The organism is Vibrio sp. VGrn 2, from assembly GCF_009361695.1.
Classification (GTDB): Bacteria; Pseudomonadota; Gammaproteobacteria; order Enterobacterales; family Vibrionaceae; genus Vibrio; species Vibrio diabolicus.
Genome location: NZ_RBWD01000002.1, coordinates 545,798 through 565,618 on the forward strand (window position 1 = coordinate 545,798; position 19,821 = coordinate 565,618).

Genomic DNA, 19,821 nt, shown 5'->3' on the forward strand with positions numbered 1-19,821 from the left:
GTAAAAAGCCATCCTACCACACTCCCCTTACTCAAGATAATAAAGGCACCTCATTCGGTGCCTTTCGTTACAATTTTAAGTCAATTTAACGCCGAATTGTAAAGTTGCAAATAAGCTTCTGCGGCCTTTTGCCAACAAAAATTTTGTTGCATCGCGTGCAACTGTACTTTATTCACTTCAGGTTCGTTTTGAGCATAGAGCAACAGTGCCCTTAGCATCGTTAACAACAATGCCTGCGGTGTCGGTTCGAAAAAAACAAACCCCGTCGCTTCAGAAGGGTTCACATCATAATCGTTGACGCTGTCTTTTAGACCACCGACACCACGTACTATCGGCAATGTACCGTAAGCCATACTATAGATTTGATTCAAACCACACGGCTCAAACTCAGAAGGCATCAGAAAGAAATCAGAACCCGCTTCAACGATATGCGCAAGTTCATTATCATAAGCTTCTACGAAGACAAATTTACTAGAAAACTGTGCAGCAACCTCTTCTAGCTGAGCGGCTAGTACAGGGTCTCCGGTCCCAACGACAACTAGTTGAACATCGTGCTTCAAAAAATCGGCCAAAGCAGGCAACAAGTAATGCACACCTTTTTGCTGGGTCAACCGACAAACCATACCGAACATGGCTACATCTTTTTCAGGCAAATTTAGCCGCAGTTGTAATGCTTGTTTACACGCTTTCTTGCCTTGCGTCATACTTTGTTGGTCAGCGCAGTAATTAACTGGCAAGTAAGTATCCGTTTCCGGGTTCCAAGCACTGTAATCACAACCGTTCAAAATACCAACTAAGTCCTGCGCGCGTTGCTGAAACTCCCAAGCCATTCCATGACTGCCAAGCTCTGTTTTGAGTTCCTCTGCGTACGTAGGGCTGACCGCGTTTATCTTATCGGCATTCATTACACCAGCTTTGAGCATAGTAATATGCGTTGCACTCACCGCAGCATCGGGAACGTTTCGACAATGAAACTCTGGCAAGCACTGCACGTCTTCATAACTAAATACGCCTTTAAAGACCGCATTGTGAATTGAAATGACGCTTTTAGTATGAGCAAAAAACGGATCATTGCTATACCTGTGCTTGAGCAAAAATGGAACAAGACCAGTGTGCCAATCGTTCGCGTGTATGATATCCGGCTGAAAAGCAAGCTTCGGCAACATGTCTAAACATGCCGCACTAAAAAACGCAAAGCGCTCACCGTTATCGGTATACGCTTGGTTGTTCTCCGCATACATCGATGGTCGATTGAAATACGGCGGACAATCAATCAGGTAAACAGGATTTTGACCTAACATGAGCCGCAAAACTCGATACTCCGAATGCGGCCATGATGTTAATTCTGTTTCTAATACAACTTCTGCGTCTGCGAGTTTATCAATACTGCTGTACGCAGGGATGGTAATTCTTACGTCTTGCTGTAGGTTTTGAAGGGCTTCCGGTAGTGCCTTGGCAACATCTGCCAAGCCACCACTTTTAATGAGGCCTTCAACCTCAGAAGCTACAAACAGAATAGATAAGTTGTTAGTAGCCAACTCGAGCTCCTTTCGGAATAACAACAATGCCCTCCTCAGACACATGGAAGTGTTTTTTATCTTCTTGAAGATTCACACCAATCTGAGTACCAGGAGCAATATCGGCATCCTTATCGACAATCACACGACGTAAAACACAGCCTTCGCCAATTTTCACGTCACCAAGAAGGATACATTCGCTGATATCGCAAGCAGATGCAATATTACTGCGGAACCCAAGCACCGACTTTTCTATTCTTGAGCCTCTGACGTAACTGCCATTACATACCAAACTGTCGATGATCTGAACACGGCCATTATCAGAGTCTGTAAATGTCGCTGGCGGCAATGGAGGATAATAAGTATGCAGCGGCCATTTACGGTTATATAGTGAAAACGGTGCGTCTTTTTCTAGCAGATCCATGTGCGCTTCCCAGTACGCATCAATGGTTCCCACGTCACGCCAGTACACCTCTTCTCTTTCACCGCTGATTTTGTTAGTACTGAAGTCATACACGAACACGTCACCTCGAGGGAACATCTTAGGAATAATATCCTTCCCAAAATCATGTGATGAAGCTTCATTATCCGCATCTTCAACCAACTCAGAGAATAACACCTGAGCCTCAAAAACGTAGTTACCCATTGAAACTAAAGCGTAATCAGGATCGCCAGGAATTGACTTCGGGTTTGCTGGTTTCTCTTCAAAGCCTATCATGCGACCTTCACTGTCCACTTCGATAACCCCAAATTGCGACGCCTCTTTTAGTGGCATACGCAATGCAGATACCGTCAGAGAAGCCTGCTTTTCTGAATGGAAGTTCAGCATTTGTTTGATATCCATCTTATAGATATGGTCAGAGCCAAAAATACAAACTTGCTCTGGTTCCTCTAATTCCATAAAACGGAGATTTTGATAGATCGCGTCTGCCGTTCCTTCGTACCAACGCTTACCAGTGCGCATTTGAGCAGGAATAGGATCGATAAAGCGGTCAGTGATGCCATTAATGTTCCAGCCCTTTTTTAAATGATGGAACAAAGATTGAGATTTAAATTGGGTGAGGACGTAAATGCGCATTAAATCCGCATTTACAAAATTGTTTAGAGCAAAATCGATCAATCGATAGCTACCACCAAACGGTACCGAAGGTTTACTACGAGATTCTGTTAAAGGTCTCAAACGAGAGCCTTCACCGCCAGCAAGAATCATTCCCAAAACACCAGCCATTTGTTGTTCTCCATATCGTTATAGCTTGGATTTGGTACTCGCTTGAATGAGTCATACTCGGGGAGTCAAGCGAATACATTTAGTAACCGTATCAGGAGTTTCTTTGAACTCTTACAACACGATAAAAAAGCTACGGCACTTCCAGCATGCAACGTCCACTCTTTTCTTATTTTTCGACGCAAAATGCACACAGTTGCACTAATTTTTGTAATAAATTATCTAAGCAGGTTCTAAATTACAATTTTTAATACGCCATTCTGTGTTCCATACAGTTTTTGCTTACTCAAGACGATATCTAGATCACACACGCAAAAGCAAACGATTACATTATGAAAACAATTTACGAACGGATTCACTACACGACCGACTTTTTGAGCTTAATATATAACAAATATATGAACGCAAAATGAAAGTTACGACGAATGTTTTTTACATAAAAAATACGTTCGCTACTAATAAATCGTGACTCTGGTGTTTTCTAGCGACAATGGTGCTTGTTAAAGTGAGGAAAGGTCGATTAGAGGAAGAATGCGCAGGAGAAAACTGTCGGCCCCTACGCAAAAAGGCAGCGATATCGCTGCCTTTTTACATTACTTTAATGGTGCATTTTTATGCTTTCGCTTTTTTACGCTTATCTGTGACTTCCCACTTACCTTCAACAAAGAGCGCTGTCCAACCAGATGGTTTGCCGTTCTCTTCCGAACGAACGTAGTTCTCTTTTGTTTTGCGACTAAAGCGTACGACTGCAGGACGACCATCAGGATCTTCTTGCGGCGCTGTCGCTAGGTATTTGAACTTCTCAGGCAAACGCTCTTCAAAACGTGCCAGTTCCGCAACCAAAGGAGCTCGTGTCTCACGAGATTTCGGGAAGTTGCTTGCCGCCATAAATAGACCTGAAGCACCATCACGAAGTACGAAATACGCATCTGAGTTTTCACAAGGCAACTCGGGGAAATGAACAGGATCTTCTTTCGGTGGCGCGACTTCGCCATTCTTCAGAATCTTACGAGTGTTCTTACACGTTTCACTCGTACAGTCCATGTATTTACCAAAGCGACCGTTCTTAAGCACCATATCAGAGCCACATTTGTCACATTCAACAACTGGACCATCATAGCCTTTGACTTTGAACTCACCGTATTCAACAAGGTAGCCTTCACAGTTCGGGTTATTACCACAAACATGCATCTTACGCTTGTCATCAATCAGGTATGCATCCATCGCCGTTTCACAGATCGGACAACGCTTTTTAGCACGAAGCGCGGCCGTTTCAACGTCTTCTTCTAGAACGTTAATAATACCCTCTTCGTCACCCAAGTTGATGGTTGTCTTACAACGCTCTTTTGGTGGTAACGCGTAACCAGAACAGCCTAAGAACACACCTGTCGAAGCAGTACGGATACCCATTGGACGGCTACACGTCGGACACTCGATATCCGTCATGACGATGTGGTTTAACTTCATACCGCCTTCTGACTCATCCAGCTCCGCTTTTTCAAGATCGCCAGTAAAATCAGCAAAGAAGTTGTCTAACACAGCTTTCCAGTTCACTTCACCTTCAGCGATTTGGTCCAATTTCTGTTCCATACGCGCAGTAAAGTCGTAGTTCATCAAATCGTTAAAGCTGTCATCAAGGCGGTCAGTAACAATTTCACCCATTTTTTCAGCGTAGAAACGGCGCTGATCAACTTTCACGTAACCACGATCTTGAATCGTAGAAATGATCGATGCGTAAGTCGACGGACGACCAATACCTCGTTTCTCCAGCTCTTTAACCAGTGCTGCTTCAGTGTAGCGCGCAGGTGGCTTTGTAAAGTGCTGTTTAGGGTCAAGTGACTCTAAACTTAGCTTATCGCCAAGTTGTACCGCAGGAAGGATTGTATCCTCGTTTTTGCCCATTGGACGTTGTACACGAGTCCAGCCGTCAAATTTAAGGATACGGCCTTTCGCTTTAAGCGTGTATTCTGCTGCTTTTACGCTGATGGTTGTTGAATCGTATTCTGCTGGCGTCATTTGACACGCGACAAACTGATTCCAAATCAAAGCGTAAAGTTTGTGCGCATCAGCATCGACACCTTGCAGGTCTTCCGCTTTAACACCCACATTTGAAGGACGGATCGCTTCGTGCGCTTCCTGTGCCCCTTCTTTGCTACCGTACGTCAATGGTTTCGCTGGTAAGTACTTATCACCAAACTCAGAACCAATAAAGTCACGTACAGCGTCCACAGCCTCGGCACTTAGGTTAGTCGAGTCAGTACGCATATAAGTGATGTAACCGGCCTCATAGAGGCGCTGAGCTAGCATCATGGTCTTTTTCACGCCGTAGCCCAGACGTGTACTTGCTGCCTGTTGAAGCGTAGAGGTGATGTAAGGTGCTGAAGGCTTGCTCTTTGTAGGGCGATCTTCACGCTTACATACTTCGTAACTTGCATTCTCAAGCACAGACATCGCTGCTTTGGTTTCTGCCTCATTAACTGGCTTAAACGCAGAACCATCTTTCTGAGCAACAAGCAGTTTAAAGTCAGCTTTGTCTTTCGTTTTCGTATTCGCATGAATATCCCAGAATTCTTCTGGTACAAACGCGTTAATCTCACGCTCACGCTCAACTAATAGTTTCACCGCAACAGACTGCACGCGACCAGCAGATAAACCACGAGCCACTTTCTTCCAAAGTAAAGGTGAAACCATAAAACCAACGACACGGTCCATGAAGCGACGCGCTTGTTGGGCATTAACACCATCCATGTTCAGCTCACCAGGTGTCTGGAAAGCTTGTTGGATCGCGTTTTTCGTAATTTCGTTAAAAACTACACGTTTGTATCGCTCTTCATCGCCACCGATGATCTCACGAAGGTGCCATGCGATTGCTTCCCCTTCGCGGTCCAAATCGGTTGCGAGATAAACGCAATCTGCGTCTTTGGCGAGTTTTTGTAGTTCGTTGACAACTTTTTCTTTGCCTGGAAGGATTTGGTAATTCGCTTCCCAGTCATGATATGGGTTAATCCCCATTTTTTTGATCAACGCTTTGCGGTCTTTCTCTTTTTTAACGCGCGCTTTCTCTTCCGGACTCATCCCTTTTGTTGAGATGGCTGCGGCTTTTTTCTCACCAGTGCTTTGACCGGCCGTAGGCAGATCACGCACATGACCAACACTAGACTTAACAATAAAGTCTTTACCAAGGTACTTATTTATCGTCTTTGCCTTGGCTGGTGACTCCACTATAACGAGTGATTTACCCATAACTGACTCTAACGTCCTTCATAATAATGCGGGTAGAAACCTTGTTTAAAGGCCACCCGCATAATGTTCTATTTCATTGCTTCTTTTTTTACTATTGTGCGAGATGAAAAGAAGATCAACTGCTTTTTTGAAATTCAGATCCGATTGGTTGACAATTCATCGTCTTTATACTTCAAAGAGACAGGGTTCTGAAAGGTATTGAGCGGCATATCTAAACAGGCAAACTTAGCATCCGCTAATCCAATGCAATAAATTTTGTTACGCATCACAAAATAGTTTCGTTCAGTGGCTCTGTCATACTCCTCCAACTAATCATACTTACACTCTAAAAATTGATCTGTTTAGGCTAAGTGAACGATTGACTGAATTAATCATGCAAACCCATTTTAGTTGTAGGTATACTCAGCGTTCTCAACTGAAATGAATGGTAGAAAAAGTATGTCTGATAGAACGTTTATCGAAGAGTTCGACCTTCTTTTGATCGCTAACCAAATCATCCAAGAGCACGATGATTACATCGAAGGGATGCGAGCAACAAGCGTAGAAGAAAAAGAAGGTGTTTTAGTTTTTAAAGGTGAATACTTCCTTGATGACAAAGGTTTACCAACTTCAAATACGACTGCAGTATTCAATATGTTCAAATACTTAGCGCACCACCTTTCCAAGGAATTTACGCTGGTTAAATAGTAGCGGAAAACAAAAAAAGCCAGAGTGTTATTCACTCTGGCTTTTTTTGTTTCAGGTCAGAATATTTAGCAGCTTAAAGCCTTAAGTTTGTCGAAGTAGTCAGGGAACGTTTTCGACGTACACTTTGGATCGTTAATCGTCACAGGCGTATCACTAAGTGCCACCAGCGAAAAACACATCGCCATTCGATGATCATCGTAAGTATCAATTGCAGCATGCTTTAACTGAGAGACAGGTTTGACAATGATGTAGTCTTCCCCTTCTTCCACTTCCGCACCAACTTTACGTAATTCCGTCGCCATAGCTGACAAACGGTCTGTTTCTTTTACACGCCAGTTATAAACGTTACGAATAGCAGTAGTGCCTTCGGCAAATAGCGCTGTTGTCGCGATGGTCATTGCAGCATCAGGGATATGGTTGTAATCCATATCGATGCCTTTCAATTGACCAGCACGTGAAATTACGTAGTCATCACCCCATTCAATTTCTGCACCCATTTTTTCAAGCGCATCAGCAAATTGAATATCACCTTGAATGCTGTTTTTACCGATACCCGTGACTTTAACTTCTCCGCCTTTGATGGCTGCCGCCGCCAAGAAGTAAGAAGCAGAAGACGCGTCACCTTCAACCAAGAAATCACCTGGAGCGATGTATTGCTGACCGGCAGGAATCACAAACTCTTGATAGTCGTTGTTGATCACATCGACCCCAAACTGCTTCATGATATGCAGGGTGATATCGATATAAGGCTTAGAAACCAACTCGCCTTCGATGTTGATGCGAATTTCACCTTCAGCCAATGGCGCAGACATTAAGAAAGCGGTCAAGAACTGACTTGAAATGGATCCATCGATAGAAACTGTACCTGCTTTTAGGCCAGTACCGACTATTTTGAGAGGCGGAAAGTTCTCGTTTTCCATGTACTCAACGTTCGCACCAGCATCTTTCAGTGCCGTGACAAGGTGACCAATTGGACGCTCTTTCATACGAGGTTCGCCCGTCAGTACATACTCCCCTTCTCCAAGACAAAGAGCCGCGGCTAATGGTCGCATCGCAGTGCCAGCATTACCGAGAAATAACTCTACCGGTCCTGAGACAGAAAACGGACGCCCAAGGCCTTCAACGAGACATTCTGTTTTATCTTCGGAAAGTTGGTATTGAACGCCGAGTTTAGTCAGCGCATTCAGCATATGACGGATATCATCACTGTCGAGGAGGTTAGTAAGGCGAGTTCTGCCTTTAGCAAGAGCAGCAAGTAAAAGAGCTCGATTAGAAACGCTTTTAGAGCCAGGAAGATTCACTTCCCCTTGAATTTTATTGATAGGTTGTAACGTTAGGCTTTCCATTAAAAGTTGATAATCCTTTGTGCCCTCAACATACGATTTTTTATGAGAGCTAAACAATTCTTCGTGAATTCAGACTACCCAAAAAAACACGACAAAACCAGAGCAAATCGGCGCTAATTTATGAATATACTCAAGTAGCCTAAAGATGCAGAATTAAAGGCATTGCCAGCGATGTAAATAAGAGCGAAAGAGGCGCGACGAAACAGCAAGCTATTTCGACTTTATTTGACGATAAGCCAGCCCTACTGTGCATGCCTGGTTAGGCTACCTTAGGTTAAAATAACGTAGGATTAATAAGCGATATCAACCCTAACTCCATCATCAAAATATAAGATACGAACTTCATCCCCTCGACTAAATAGCATATTTTTATCAACATCTTGGATAACATTAATCAGCTTGTCGCCCTTCACTTTGATGAGTAGCTCAACTAACTTATATTCAACCGTGTATTGGTAATTACTTTGATTTTGTGCAACCGCTGCACCTGCAAGTGCACCCACTGCCGTCGCAACTTCTCGTCCAGTACCACCACCAAATTGATTGCCGACTAAACCGCCTATTGTGGCACCAAGTAGCGTTTTCCAACCATTATTTTTCGATTGAACGACCTCTTGCTGAGTAATATAACGGACAGAGTCAATCTTCCCATACACCACTTCATTTACCGGCTTGGCAACATTTCTTTCATATGCTGCGTTGGCGGCAAGTGGGAAAAACAGTATGATCCAAAGCCATACTTTCACAATATTTCTTGACCAGGTCATCATAAACTCCTCTGACTCTAATGTTGGTAACGACTTCTTATGGCTATTTATTTAACTGAACTCGATGATACGTTCAACTTTCCCTCACCGTATAAAGCACTCAGCGATCCCAATGGTTTGCTTGCTTTTGGCGGTGACTTAGATCCCATGAGAATCCTCAATGGTTACTATCAAGGCATTTTCCCTTGGTATGGTCCTGGAGAACCTATTCTATGGTGGAGCCCTTCCCCACGCGCTGTTTTTGATCCCTTAGCGTTTAAACCGTCTAAAAGTCTCAAAAAATTTCAGCGTAAACATAACTATAAAGTAACGCTCAATTTCGCGACAGAAGAAGTGATTAGACTATGTTCATCAACACGTCCTGCAGAAGAAACTTGGCTCAACGAGGACATGCAAGCGTCTTATATTGAGTTAGCTAAACTTGGTCACTGTCACTCTGTAGAAGTATGGCATGACAACGAGCTCATTGGGGGACTATATGGCATCTGCGTTGGTCAACTTTTTTGCGGAGAGTCGATGTTTAGCCTAAAAGATAACGCATCTAAAATTGCATTGTGGTACTTATGCAACCATTTGGCGTCAAAGCAAGGTCAATTAATCGATTGTCAGGTTATGAACTCGCACTTGGCATCACTTGGCGCATTTGAACTAGAGCGTAACGAGCTTATGCAAAAACTACTATCTTTAAGAGAAAAACAAACACTATTTGATACCTATAAGCCCCAAGTTTTGCAGGATTCAGTATGAGTACGGATATACAACATATTCGAATTGGATTAACGAATAATCACCCTTGCAGTTACTTGCCTGAACGGCAAGAGCGTGTGGCGGTGGCACTTGATGCAGGGCTGCATACTGAAGAAAACTATCAACTGCTGATGGCCAACGGCTTTCGTCGTAGCGGAGATACCATATATAAACCGCACTGTGAGCATTGTAATGCTTGCCAGCCAATTCGAGTCTCGATTCCGGACGTGACGCTATCAAAAAGCCAGAAGAGGCTGCTCAGTAAAGCACAGTTTTTACGCTGGGAAATGAAACCTGAAATGGATGAGGAATGGTTTGAGCTTTACAGTCGGTACATCTGCAAACGGCATAAAAACGGCACTATGTACCCACCAAAGCGTGATGAGTTTTCTCGGTTTGCCCAAACCAGCTGGTTGACCACTTCATTTTTACATATTTACGATGAGTCAAATCAATTACTCGCCATTGCGGTAACGGATGTAATGACTCAATGTTCGAGTGCGTTTTATACTTTTTTTGACCCTGACTACCCGTTATCTCTTGGCACTTTGGCAGTGCTCTATCAAATAAAATACTGCCAAGAAAACAAACAACAGTGGCTTTATTTGGGTTATCAGATTGATGAGTGTCCAGCAATGAACTACAAAACACGCTTTCAACGCCACCAAAGGCTAGTAAATCAGCGTTGGCGAGGGTAGAATACGCCTCAACTTTACATAATTACTATTTAGCGGCAGAATATAGCCCGCTAATATTGCCTAATTTCTAAAGAGGATTAAATGGCTAAAGAAGACGTAATCGAGATGCAAGGCACGGTCCTTGACACTCTACCAAACACTATGTTCCGTGTTGAACTTGAAAACGGTCACGTTGTGACTGCTCACATCTCTGGCAAGATGCGTAAGAACTACATCCGTATCCTAACGGGTGACAAAGTAACTGTAGAGATGACTCCATACGACCTGTCAAAAGGCCGCATCGTCTTCCGCGCTCGTTAATCTCTGATTTTCGGATGCAATAAAAAACGGAGCAGTTTGCTCCGTTTTTTATTGCATGATTTTTATTTCCGAGTAGGTTCAGACAAACAAAAAGCGCACGATAAAATCGTGCGCTTTTACTTCCCTACGGAGCAATTAATGCATCGCTGCCTCTTTCTCACTCAAATATTCAAATTTAAGTGTGTCATTCACTAGTGTTACTTTCACAGTGCCGCCGTCGACTAGAGAGCCAAACAACAATTCATTAGCCAAAGGTTTCTTAAGTTGCTCTTGGATAACGCGTCCCATTGGGCGAGCACCCATCGCCTTATCATAACCTTTATTCGCTAACCAATGGCGTGCATCTTGCGATACCTCCATTGATACGCCACGAGCATCAAGTTGCACCTGCAGTTCAACAATAAACTTATCAACAACTTGATGGATAACGCTTTCATCAAGGCTGTTAAACCAGATGATGTTATCAAGACGGTTACGGAACTCAGGAGTGAATACCTTCTTAATTTCCGCCATCGCATCGTGACTGTTGTCTTGCTGAATCAAACCAATTGATTTCTTCTCAGTTTCAGCCACACCCGCGTTGGTTGTCATAACGAGGATGACATTACGGAAGTCTGCTTTACGACCGTTGTTGTCCGTTAGCGTACCATTATCCATCACTTGCAATAGCAAATTAAAGATATCTGGATGCGCTTTCTCAATCTCATCGAGTAATACGACTGAATGTGGGTGCTTGATAACAGCGTCTGTTAGCAAGCCACCTTGGTCGTAACCGACATAACCAGGAGGTGCACCAATTAAGCGACTCACGGAGTGACGCTCACCATATTCCGACATATCAAAACGAAGTAGCTCGATCCCTAGAAGCTTAGATAGCTGCACCGTCACCTCTGTTTTACCCACCCCAGTAGGGCCAGCAAACAAGAATGAACCAACTGGTTTGTTATCCACGCCCAAACCTGCACGTGTCAGCTTGATCGCTTCGGATAATGCATCAATCGCATTATCTTGACCAAATACCAACATCTTCATCTTGCTATCTAGGTTCTTCAAGATGTCTTTATCTGAAGAAGAAACCGACTTCTCTGGGATTCGTGCCATCTTGGCAACCATCGCTTCGATATCGGCAACACCAACCGTTTTCTTACGGCGGCTTGCAGGAGCAAGACGACTGCGAGCGCCAGCTTCATCAATGACATCAATGGCTTTATCTGGTAAATGACGTTCATTGATGTATTTCGCCGAAAGTTCTACCGCGGCACGCAGTGCTTTATTGGTGTAACGTACTTCATGGTGTGCTTCGTACTTCGGCTTCAAGCCCATCAAGATTTTAGTTGTGTCATCCAGAGAAGGCTCTACAACGTCTATCTTTTGGAAACGACGGGACAACGCACGCTCTTTCTCGAAAATGTTGCTGTATTCTTGGTATGTAGTCGAGCCGATACAACGCAACTTACCGCTACTTAGTAGAGGTTTGATAAGGTTTGCGGCATCAACTTGACCACCAGAAGCCGCACCCGCACCGATGATTGTGTGTATCTCATCGATGAACAAAATTGCATCTTCTTCTTTTTCAAGCTGTTTCAAAATCGCCTTGAAGCGTTTTTCAAAATCACCACGGTACTTAGTACCAGCCAATAGAGAACCAATATCCAATGAGTAAATCACGCTATTTTGAATAACTTCCGGGACCTGCCCTTCTACAATTCGCCAAGCAAGACCTTCTGCGATGGCTGTTTTACCTACCCCGGCTTCACCCACTAGTAATGGGTTATTCTTGCGGCGGCGGCAAAGTACTTGAATAGTGCGCTCTAGCTCTTTATCGCGACCAATCAGTGGATCGATATTGCCATCTTTAGCGACCTGATTAAGGTTAGTCGCAAAGCTTTCCAAACGTTCTTCAGAATTCGGCTCTTCGACACTCTCTGAAGTGAACGAATCTGATGATGGGTCTTCGCTTGCACCTGACGCTTTAGTAATACCATGGGAGATAAAGTTAACAATATCTAATCGGGAGATGTCGTTTTTCTTCAGTAGGTAGGCGGCATGCGACTCTTGCTCACTGAAGATCGCCACAAGCACGTTTGCACCTGTTACTTCGTTGCGGCCAGACGACTGTACATGAAAGACGGCGCGTTGTAGCACACGTTGAAAACTCAAAGTCGGCTGGGTTTCACGCGTCTCATCACTGTCTGGGATAAGAGGCGTAGTTTGATCGATGAATATATCGAGTTCGTTACGTAAAGCGTCAAGATCCGCTTTACAAGCTAAAAGGGCTTCCTTAGCTGCATCATTTTCCAATAATGCAAGTAGGAGGTGTTCGACAGTCATAAACTCGTGGCGTTTATCTCGCGCCCGAGCAAATGCACCGTTAAGGCTTGACTCTAGTTCTTTATTTAGCATAAGTACCTCCCGAAAAAACAACTTGGGTTGTTCGAGCAAGTCTTCTTTGTTTACGCTTGCTCCATAGTGCAAAGTAGCGGATGTTCATTTTCCCTTGCGTACATCGTAACTTGCGCTACTTTTGTTTCGGCAATTTCTGCACTGTATGTGCCACAGATTGCCTTTCCTTCATAGTGAATCTTGAGCATGATCTGAGTCGCTTTATCAATGTCATGTGAAAAGAATCGCTCAAGTACCTCTATGACGAAATCCATAGGTGTATAGTCATCATTATTTAGTACAACATTGTACAGCTTAGGTGGCTGAACTTTCGTACTTTCTCGCTCCAGAAGATCAGAGTCCGGAGTGACCCATTCAAAATTTTTACTCATGGCAATTCAAAGATATCGTATCAAAGGGTTGATGTTTTCGACCTATAAAAACAATCTACCACAAGCGTGCAGCGCGGTGTAGTGAGATATGGCACCGAATTCGATCTTTGATCGATAAAAGTTGCTACCTAATATAGAGACTAATGCAGGTCTTGAGGGGGCGCAAATAAAAGATGCTTGTCGATAAGTTACACATTTTTACTTATAAAATAACTTTCTTTTTACCCCCTCCGAGCTATTGCGAAACATCTCTCAGTCTTCTACCGAGATCACACTTCCTAACTGAGAATGGGGTAATTATCACGAAAACTTCATTTTTTATTCAGTTAGAGGATTCATCTATCATAAGCAACACGAACAGTATGGTTTTTCCAGTGAATACTACTTTGCAGGCTAATTGACCAAACTTCCGCGTATATACGAAAAACTGTTTGCAAATTTGTTAATCTCAAAAGTGATTTGTTTTCAATTATGTTTCTGTTTGTTGCTTAATGCTATTGACTGTCGGGATTCATTGACTACAGTGGAAAGTGTTGATGCATAAATCGTCATTTTGAATCCATTTGTTTTTAAGCAGCTTGGTGAATGTGATTTCTCATTGACTAGATGTTTGTTAGCGTTCGCTGACAATAGTAGTACCAGGTTAAAGGTATAACTTGGTTGTTGTAACAACTCAGTAAAAAATGCATGAGGGATGTAAAAGCATGGCTACAGGTACAGTAAAGTGGTTTAACAATGCCAAAGGATTTGGGTTTATTTGTTCAGATGAAGAAGAGGGAGATATCTTTGCCCACTACTCAACTATCCAGATGGACGGTTATCGTACACTGAAAGCAGGCCAACAAGTCTCATACGAGATTGAAAAAGGTCCCAAAGGCTGTCACGCGAGTAGCGTCGTGCCTCTTGAAGGTCAAGCCAAATAATTAGAGCGCTGTCGAAAAATAAAAATATTGCTCTCGAAACGTCATTTTGATGTTCTGAAGAGAAAAATAAACCCGCCAAGATAGCGGGTTTCTTACTATTTGTAGCTTATGAAATACAGATAGACCACATACAAAGTATTGATAAAAGAAGAAACACGCCGAAAGCGACGTGCTCTTTTCATCTATTTTACTTGTTAATGATCGCGTTAAAGGTTTCGCTTGGGCGCATCAACTTAGAAACCAATGCATCATCTAGCAGATAGTAACCGCCCAGTTCTCCTTTCACACCCTGTGCGTTGTTTAGCTCAGCGACGATTTTTTCTTCATGCTCTGACAACGCTTTCGCAATCGGTGCAAACTCAGCAGCGAGATCAGCATCGTCTGTTTGCTCGGCAAGTGCTTTCGCCCAGTAAAGTGCGAGGTAGAAATGACTACCGCGGTTATCTAATTCGCCCACTTTACGTGACGGAGACTTGTTGGTATCTAAAAACTCACCAGTCGCTTTGTCTAGCGTATCCGCCAAAACTTGCGCTTTCGGGTTGTTTGCCACCACACTTAGATGTTCTAGGGATGCAGCTAGTGCTAAGAACTCACCTAAAGAATCCCAACGAAGGTGATTCTCTTTTTCTACTTGTTGAACATGCTTAGGAGCAGAACCACCAGCACCTGTTTCAAATAGACCACCGCCATTCATCAATGGAACGATAGATAGCATCTTAGCTGACGTACCTAACTCTAGAATTGGGAACAGGTCTGTTAGGTAGTCACGAAGAACGTTACCCGTTACAGAGATAGTATCCAGACCCGCTTTCATACGCTCTAGCGAGTACTTACAAGCATCAACAGGAGATAGGATCTTAATCTCTAGACCGTCAGTATCGTGCTCTGGTAAGTAGGTATTTACTTTCTTAATGAGTTCAGCATCATGCGCACGGTTTTCGTCTAGCCAGAATACGGCTGGAACACCTGTTGCACGTGCGCGAGTCACTGCTAGTTTAACCCAATCTTGGATTGGTGCGTCCTTCACCTGACACATACGGAAGATATCGCCTTCTTCAACCGCTTGCTCTAACAATACGTTACCCGCAGTATCAACAACGCGAACAGTACCCGCTGCGTCTAGAATGAATGTCTTGTCGTGAGAACCATACTCTTCTGCCTTTTGAGCCATTAAGCCAACGTTAGGCACGCTACCCATAGTGGTCGGGTCAAATGCACCGTGCTCTTTACAGAAATCAATCACCGCTTGGTAAATACCTGCGTAGCTACGATCTGGTATCATCGCTTTGGTGTCTTTTTGTTTACCATCTGGTCCCCACATTTGACCAGAAGAGCGAAGCATTGCTGGCATAGAAGCATCTACAATAATGTCGCTTGGTACATGTAAGTTTGTGATACCACGATCAGAATCAACCATCGCAAGTTCTGGTTGAGTTTGGTAAACCGCTTGAATGGCCGCTTCAATTTCTGCTTTTTGCGCTTCAGGTAGAGACTCAATTTTTGAGTAAACATCACCGATGCCATTGTTTACATCAACGCCTAGCTCTTCAAACAGCTTGCCGTACTTATCGAAAACGTCTTTGTAGTAAACTTTTACTGCATGGCCGAAAATGACAGGGTCAGAAACTTTCATCATTGTCGCTTTCATATGAAGAGACAGCAGCACGTCTTGTGCTTTCGCTTCAGCAATCTCTTTCTCGAAAAATTCAACCAGCGCCTTCTTCTTCATCACTGAAGTGTCAATGACTTCTTTATCTAGTAATGGGAAAGCCGGCTTAAGCTCTTTAACTGTACCGTCATTACCGACGAACTCGATTTTGACCTCTGTTGCGCCAGAGATGGTTGTCGACTTTTCGCTCCCAAAGAAGTCGTTATCTGACATGCTCGCGACATGAGACTTAGACTCTGATGACCACGCACCCATTGAATGTGGATTTTTCTTCGCGTAGTTCTTAACCGAAGTTGGAGCACGACGGTCTGAGTTACCTTCACGAAGTACTGGGTTAACCGCACTACCTTTGATTTTGTCGTAAGCCGCTTTAATCGCTTTCTCTTCGTACGTGCTCGGTTCTTCTGGGTAGTTTGGTAAATCGTAACCTTTCGCCTGAAGCTCTTTAATCGCCGCTTTAAGCTGAGGAACTGAAGCTGAAATGTTAGGTAGCTTAATGATATTTGCTTCTGGAGTTTGAGCTAGTTCACCAAGCTCTGTCAACGCATCGCCAATGCGCTGTTCTTCTTTTAGATGCTCTGGGAAGTTAGCGATAATTCGACCTGCTAGTGAAATATCACGAGTATCTACATTGATGCCAGACGATGCTGTGAATGATTGAATGATTGGTAGTAATGAATAAGTTGCTAGCGCCGGCGCTTCATCAGTGATGGTGTAGATAATTGTAGGTTTTTCTGTAGGCATGAAATTTCCCTATTTTTTAATCAACTTGTTGGCTGATCAACTCAGCGTCTGAGTTGGTTTAATTGACGCATTGCTGCACGTTAGCAGTACATGTCTCCTCACTAACGCCACATGCGGTTCGCACTCTTTGTTGTAGTATGAAGCTCTAAGCTCTGAATCCATGAGTGCACTGATATAATTAAACAAATAACACGAATTAGTCTATCATTCTGTGCGCGTTTGTTAGTTTTAGGCGCGCAAATCATATCCGATCATGAGAAAACTTAAAACTTTCAAACACAGTTCATTTACATTTTTGCAGGGTAGTTAACATGTCATCTCGTACAGGTCATGAAAAAGGTCGCGGTCGCAATCAATCCCAAACGGGCCGATTTAAACACTCAGGAGCTCGCAATAGCTCAAAGACTCGTACTCAAACAAACCGTCGCCCTGTTCGCTCAGCAAGAAACCAAAAGCCAAAAGTGGATCCAAAAGACCGTAAAGTCATTATATTCAACAAGCCTTACGACACGCTCAGTCAATTTACCGATGGTGATGGTCGCAAAACGTTAGCGGACTATATCCCAATCAAAGATGTCTATGCGGCTGGCCGATTGGACCGAGACAGCGAAGGTTTGATGGTGCTCACTAACGATGGCATCTTGCAGGCGAAGCTCACGCAGCCAGAGTCAAAATCCCCGAAGACTTATTGGGTTCAAGTCGATGGCGCTCCTCTAGAGCAAGATCTTGAAAAATTGAGAAAGGGAGTAGAGCTAAAAGATGGTATGACCCTACCAGCCGAAGTTGAAGTGATTCCAGAACCACAAGTCTGGGATAGAACCCCTCCTGTTCGTTTTCGCGCAAATATCCCTACCACTTGGTTAGCCATTACCATTATTGAAGGAAGAAATCGTCAGGTGCGTCGCATGACTGCGCACATTGGCTTCCCTACTTTGCGCCTCATTCGTCATTCGATGGGTGATATCGTCCTTAAAGACCTAATGCCTGGTGAATGGAGAGAAATCTCTCTCTAATAGGCAGAAAAGATAAAAGCAGGCTTAAAGCCTGCTTTTTAGATTCGTACTTTTTCAGTTAAGCCCTATCTAATGAACTAAGGGATTACTGCTCAGCAAGCCAGTTTTTAAATGCCTCTTTTTCCGCCGGAGACGCTTTCTGGTACATCGTCTTTAATACATCAACCATTGGGCTGTCGTTCGATGCGACTGTTGAACGGGTATCACTACTCTCAACTCGAGGCTCGATATCACTTACTGATTGTTGATGCTGATTCACAGTTACATAACTAACGGCAACACTCGCGATACCGCCAGCAATATTGTAGTTACGAGATTCTTGAGGGTAATTACGACCAATTTGAACACCATCTGACTCTAATACATCTTCGACCAAAGCAATAGGTTGACCTTTGGTGTCCAGCAGTTGCCAATCTAAAGGTGAGATGTTGTTTTGCGCTTGACGAAGAGTTTTAAACTCTGGTAGTTCAAACTTTAGTTTTTCATTTTCAACATCAAACTTAGCGATGATCACGTCACTGTAAACTGTCTTAAGGTTTTCGTTTGTTTCAAAAGCAGGTTGATATTTGAAGACAATTTGGTTAGTTCCGTCGGGGATCTCAATTGTCTTCTCACTAGAGAAAAGTCCCCCCTCAAGTTTTGGCTTCTCCATATTGACGGCCAGTAACTTCACGTCTTCTGGAACCACTAAAGTCGTTGCAGCATAAAGGTTTGTACTGGCAAGAATAGACAACGCCATTGCCACTTTTAATGATAACTGCATAGAGTTTTTCATCCTTATCTTCATAGTAAAAGACCCAGCATATAGCTGGGTCTTACAATATCAAACTGGGTATTGATTACCAGTAGAAACGTGCACCAACACCGAAGTCAGTTTTAGAATCAGTTTCTGCAGTTGTTTTACCAGCTTCTAGCTTATCACCATCAAAATTGTAACCCGCTTCTGCGAATACGCGAGCCCATTTAGAGAACTTGTATTCAACGCCAGCGTAAAACTTAGATTGGTCGCCATCTTTCTTGCCAGATTTGTCAGAAGATGACATTACTAGCTCGTAGCCAGAGTAAAGTGTTGTTTTAGGAGCTACAGCGAACATGCCTGCTAGAGAGATACCGTGAGAATCGATAGTCTCGTTAGCTGCTTTGTCTTCATTTTCGTTGTAGTAGTACGTAGCACCTAGAGTGTGCTCATCTAGAGCGTATTCAGCAGTTACTTCGAAAGATAGGTTCTCAGTGTTGTTACCTTTAGAAGCAATCTTGTTCTCAGAAGAAAGAACGCCAGCGTGTACAGATAGGTCATTGAAAGACTTACCTACGAATACTTCGCGGATTTCTTCGTTTTGATCTTTCTCACCTAGCGCGTAACCAGCTTTTAGCCAGAATGCGTCATTTTCGTAAGCGTATTTAATTTGAGAAGAGTTGTTCCACGCGTGTCCGTAAAGAAGTGCAGAACCACCGAAGAAGTATGAGTAATCAGCTCCGTAGATGTCATCAGCCCAAGTACCTTCTTTACCAAAACGAAGTGTACCCATATCGCCCATGTCGAAGCCAAAGATGTGACGGCGTACGTATACTGAGTCATCAGTACGCTCGCTTGAATCAGCACCTGCACCGTAGTTGTCACCTAGAGCAACACCGATTTCAACTTCACCTAGAACTTTTAGGTTGTCGTTTACAACGTAAACACCATTTACACCCATACGAGAAGAGCTAGTGTTTAGCTCTGCAGTGTGGTCTGTGCTGTCTAGGAATAGAAGAGTTGGACGTAGCTGACCGTAGAAATCTACAGAACCTTCTTCAGATTTGAATACTTCAGCTGCGTTCACTGAAGTTGCAGACGCAACTACAGCTAGTGCTAATAGAGTTTTTTTCATAATTAATCCACTGCCTTTTCTTAGTTCGGGATATCCTTGTCCGGTTCCCTTTTTTTATATGTTTGAGATAGAGCGTTAACAAAACGTTATACAGCGCCTTCTCAAAATCTGGAGCTAAGAGTGCAAAAGATTATTCTGGCTGTCAAATTTTCTAAATACCAATGTAAAAAAACAAAAATAACATTTAAAAACAATAACTTGAAAAGTTTATCTTTATTTATTCGACGAACATCTAATCAATCCTCTTGATTTTTCATAATTTATAAAACCATTAACAATGAGATTTTAAACCCAAAA

16 protein-coding genes are annotated in these 19,821 nt (G+C 43.3%); 6 read left to right on the forward strand and 10 right to left on the reverse strand.

Annotation, left to right across the window (positions count from 1 at the left end):
• Positions 1-80 precede the first annotated feature (80 nt).
• From glgA to topA, 3 genes are all read right to left on the reverse strand, one after another.
• Positions 81-1,538, reverse strand: a complete 1,458-nt coding sequence (glgA, locus tag D8S93_RS06370; RefSeq protein ID WP_152812478.1) for a glycogen synthase GlgA — start codon at positions 1,536-1,538, stop codon at positions 81-83.
• Complete coding sequence (gene glgC / locus D8S93_RS06375) at positions 1,528-2,745, reverse strand: glucose-1-phosphate adenylyltransferase (protein ID WP_005390714.1); 1,218 nt, start codon at positions 2,743-2,745, stop codon at positions 1,528-1,530. The genes glgA and glgC overlap by 11 nt, the downstream gene beginning before the upstream one ends.
• A 609-nt stretch (positions 2,746-3,354) precedes the next feature.
• Complete coding sequence (topA, locus tag D8S93_RS06380; RefSeq protein WP_005390711.1) at positions 3,355-5,985, reverse strand: type I DNA topoisomerase; 2,631 nt, start codon at positions 5,983-5,985, stop codon at positions 3,355-3,357.
• 438 nt (positions 5,986-6,423) lie between these two features.
• On the opposite strand from topA, the gene D8S93_RS06385 reads away from it, so the two are divergent.
• Positions 6,424-6,672, forward strand: a complete 249-nt coding sequence (locus tag D8S93_RS06385; protein ID WP_005387884.1) for a YciN family protein — start codon at positions 6,424-6,426, stop codon at positions 6,670-6,672.
• A gap of 65 nt (positions 6,673-6,737) precedes the next feature.
• Here D8S93_RS06385 and aroA read toward each other — a convergent pair whose 3' ends face one another.
• Both aroA and D8S93_RS06395 read right to left on the reverse strand, forming a co-directional pair.
• Complete coding sequence (aroA, locus tag D8S93_RS06390) at positions 6,738-8,018, reverse strand: 3-phosphoshikimate 1-carboxyvinyltransferase (protein ID WP_152812480.1); 1,281 nt, start codon at positions 8,016-8,018, stop codon at positions 6,738-6,740.
• Positions 8,019-8,308: 290 nt separating this feature from the next.
• The gene (locus D8S93_RS06395; RefSeq protein ID WP_005390705.1) at positions 8,309-8,785 is read right to left on the reverse strand and encodes a glycine zipper 2TM domain-containing protein; all 477 of its coding nucleotides are present in this window, start codon (positions 8,783-8,785) and stop codon (positions 8,309-8,311) included.
• Positions 8,786-8,824: 39 nt separating this feature from the next.
• Here D8S93_RS06395 and aat point away from each other — a divergent pair, with 39 nt between their 5' ends.
• From aat to infA, 3 genes are all read left to right on the forward strand, one after another.
• Positions 8,825-9,532 carry a leucyl/phenylalanyl-tRNA--protein transferase gene (gene aat, locus D8S93_RS06400; RefSeq protein WP_152812482.1) on the forward strand — a complete coding sequence of 236 codons (708 nt, stop codon included), beginning with the start codon at positions 8,825-8,827 and terminating at the stop codon, positions 9,530-9,532.
• On the forward strand, positions 9,529-10,230 hold the full coding sequence (locus tag D8S93_RS06405; protein ID WP_104974297.1) for an arginyltransferase: 702 nt from the start codon (positions 9,529-9,531) through the stop codon (positions 10,228-10,230). The genes aat and D8S93_RS06405 overlap by 4 nt, the downstream gene beginning before the upstream one ends.
• An 81-nt stretch (positions 10,231-10,311) precedes the next feature.
• Positions 10,312-10,530, forward strand: coding sequence for a translation initiation factor IF-1 (gene infA / locus D8S93_RS06410; RefSeq protein WP_001040192.1), 219 nt, complete (start codon positions 10,312-10,314; stop codon positions 10,528-10,530).
• A gap of 135 nt (positions 10,531-10,665) precedes the next feature.
• On the opposite strand, the gene clpA is transcribed toward infA, so the two are convergent.
• Entirely contained in the window at positions 10,666-12,933 is a 2,268-nt protein-coding gene (gene clpA / locus D8S93_RS06415; protein WP_152812484.1) for an ATP-dependent Clp protease ATP-binding subunit ClpA, read from the reverse strand.
• A gap of 50 nt (positions 12,934-12,983) precedes the next feature.
• Positions 12,984-13,304, reverse strand: a complete 321-nt coding sequence (gene clpS, locus D8S93_RS06420; protein ID WP_031780157.1) for an ATP-dependent Clp protease adapter ClpS — start codon at positions 13,302-13,304, stop codon at positions 12,984-12,986.
• A gap of 704 nt (positions 13,305-14,008) precedes the next feature.
• Here clpS and cspD point away from each other — a divergent pair.
• Entirely contained in the window at positions 14,009-14,227 is a 219-nt protein-coding gene (gene cspD / locus D8S93_RS06425) for a cold shock domain-containing protein CspD (RefSeq protein ID WP_005378407.1), read from the forward strand.
• A 187-nt stretch (positions 14,228-14,414) separates the two neighbouring features.
• Here cspD and D8S93_RS06430 read toward each other — a convergent pair whose 3' ends face one another.
• The gene (locus D8S93_RS06430) at positions 14,415-16,640 is read right to left on the reverse strand and encodes an NADP-dependent isocitrate dehydrogenase (protein WP_053807162.1); all 2,226 of its coding nucleotides are present in this window, start codon (positions 16,638-16,640) and stop codon (positions 14,415-14,417) included.
• A 311-nt stretch (positions 16,641-16,951) separates the two neighbouring features.
• Here D8S93_RS06430 and D8S93_RS06435 point away from each other — a divergent pair, with 311 nt between their 5' ends.
• Complete coding sequence (locus D8S93_RS06435; RefSeq protein ID WP_152812486.1) at positions 16,952-17,653, forward strand: pseudouridine synthase; 702 nt, start codon at positions 16,952-16,954, stop codon at positions 17,651-17,653.
• Between the two features lie 85 nt (positions 17,654-17,738).
• On the opposite strand, the gene D8S93_RS06440 is transcribed toward D8S93_RS06435, so the two are convergent.
• Positions 17,739-18,416 (reverse strand): DUF2057 family protein, encoded by a 678-nt coding sequence (locus D8S93_RS06440; protein ID WP_012841993.1) that lies wholly within the window; start codon positions 18,414-18,416, stop codon positions 17,739-17,741.
• Between the two features lie 76 nt (positions 18,417-18,492).
• Entirely contained in the window at positions 18,493-19,524 is a 1,032-nt protein-coding gene (locus D8S93_RS06445; protein WP_006742133.1) for a porin, read from the reverse strand.
• Positions 19,525-19,821 lie beyond the last annotated feature (297 nt).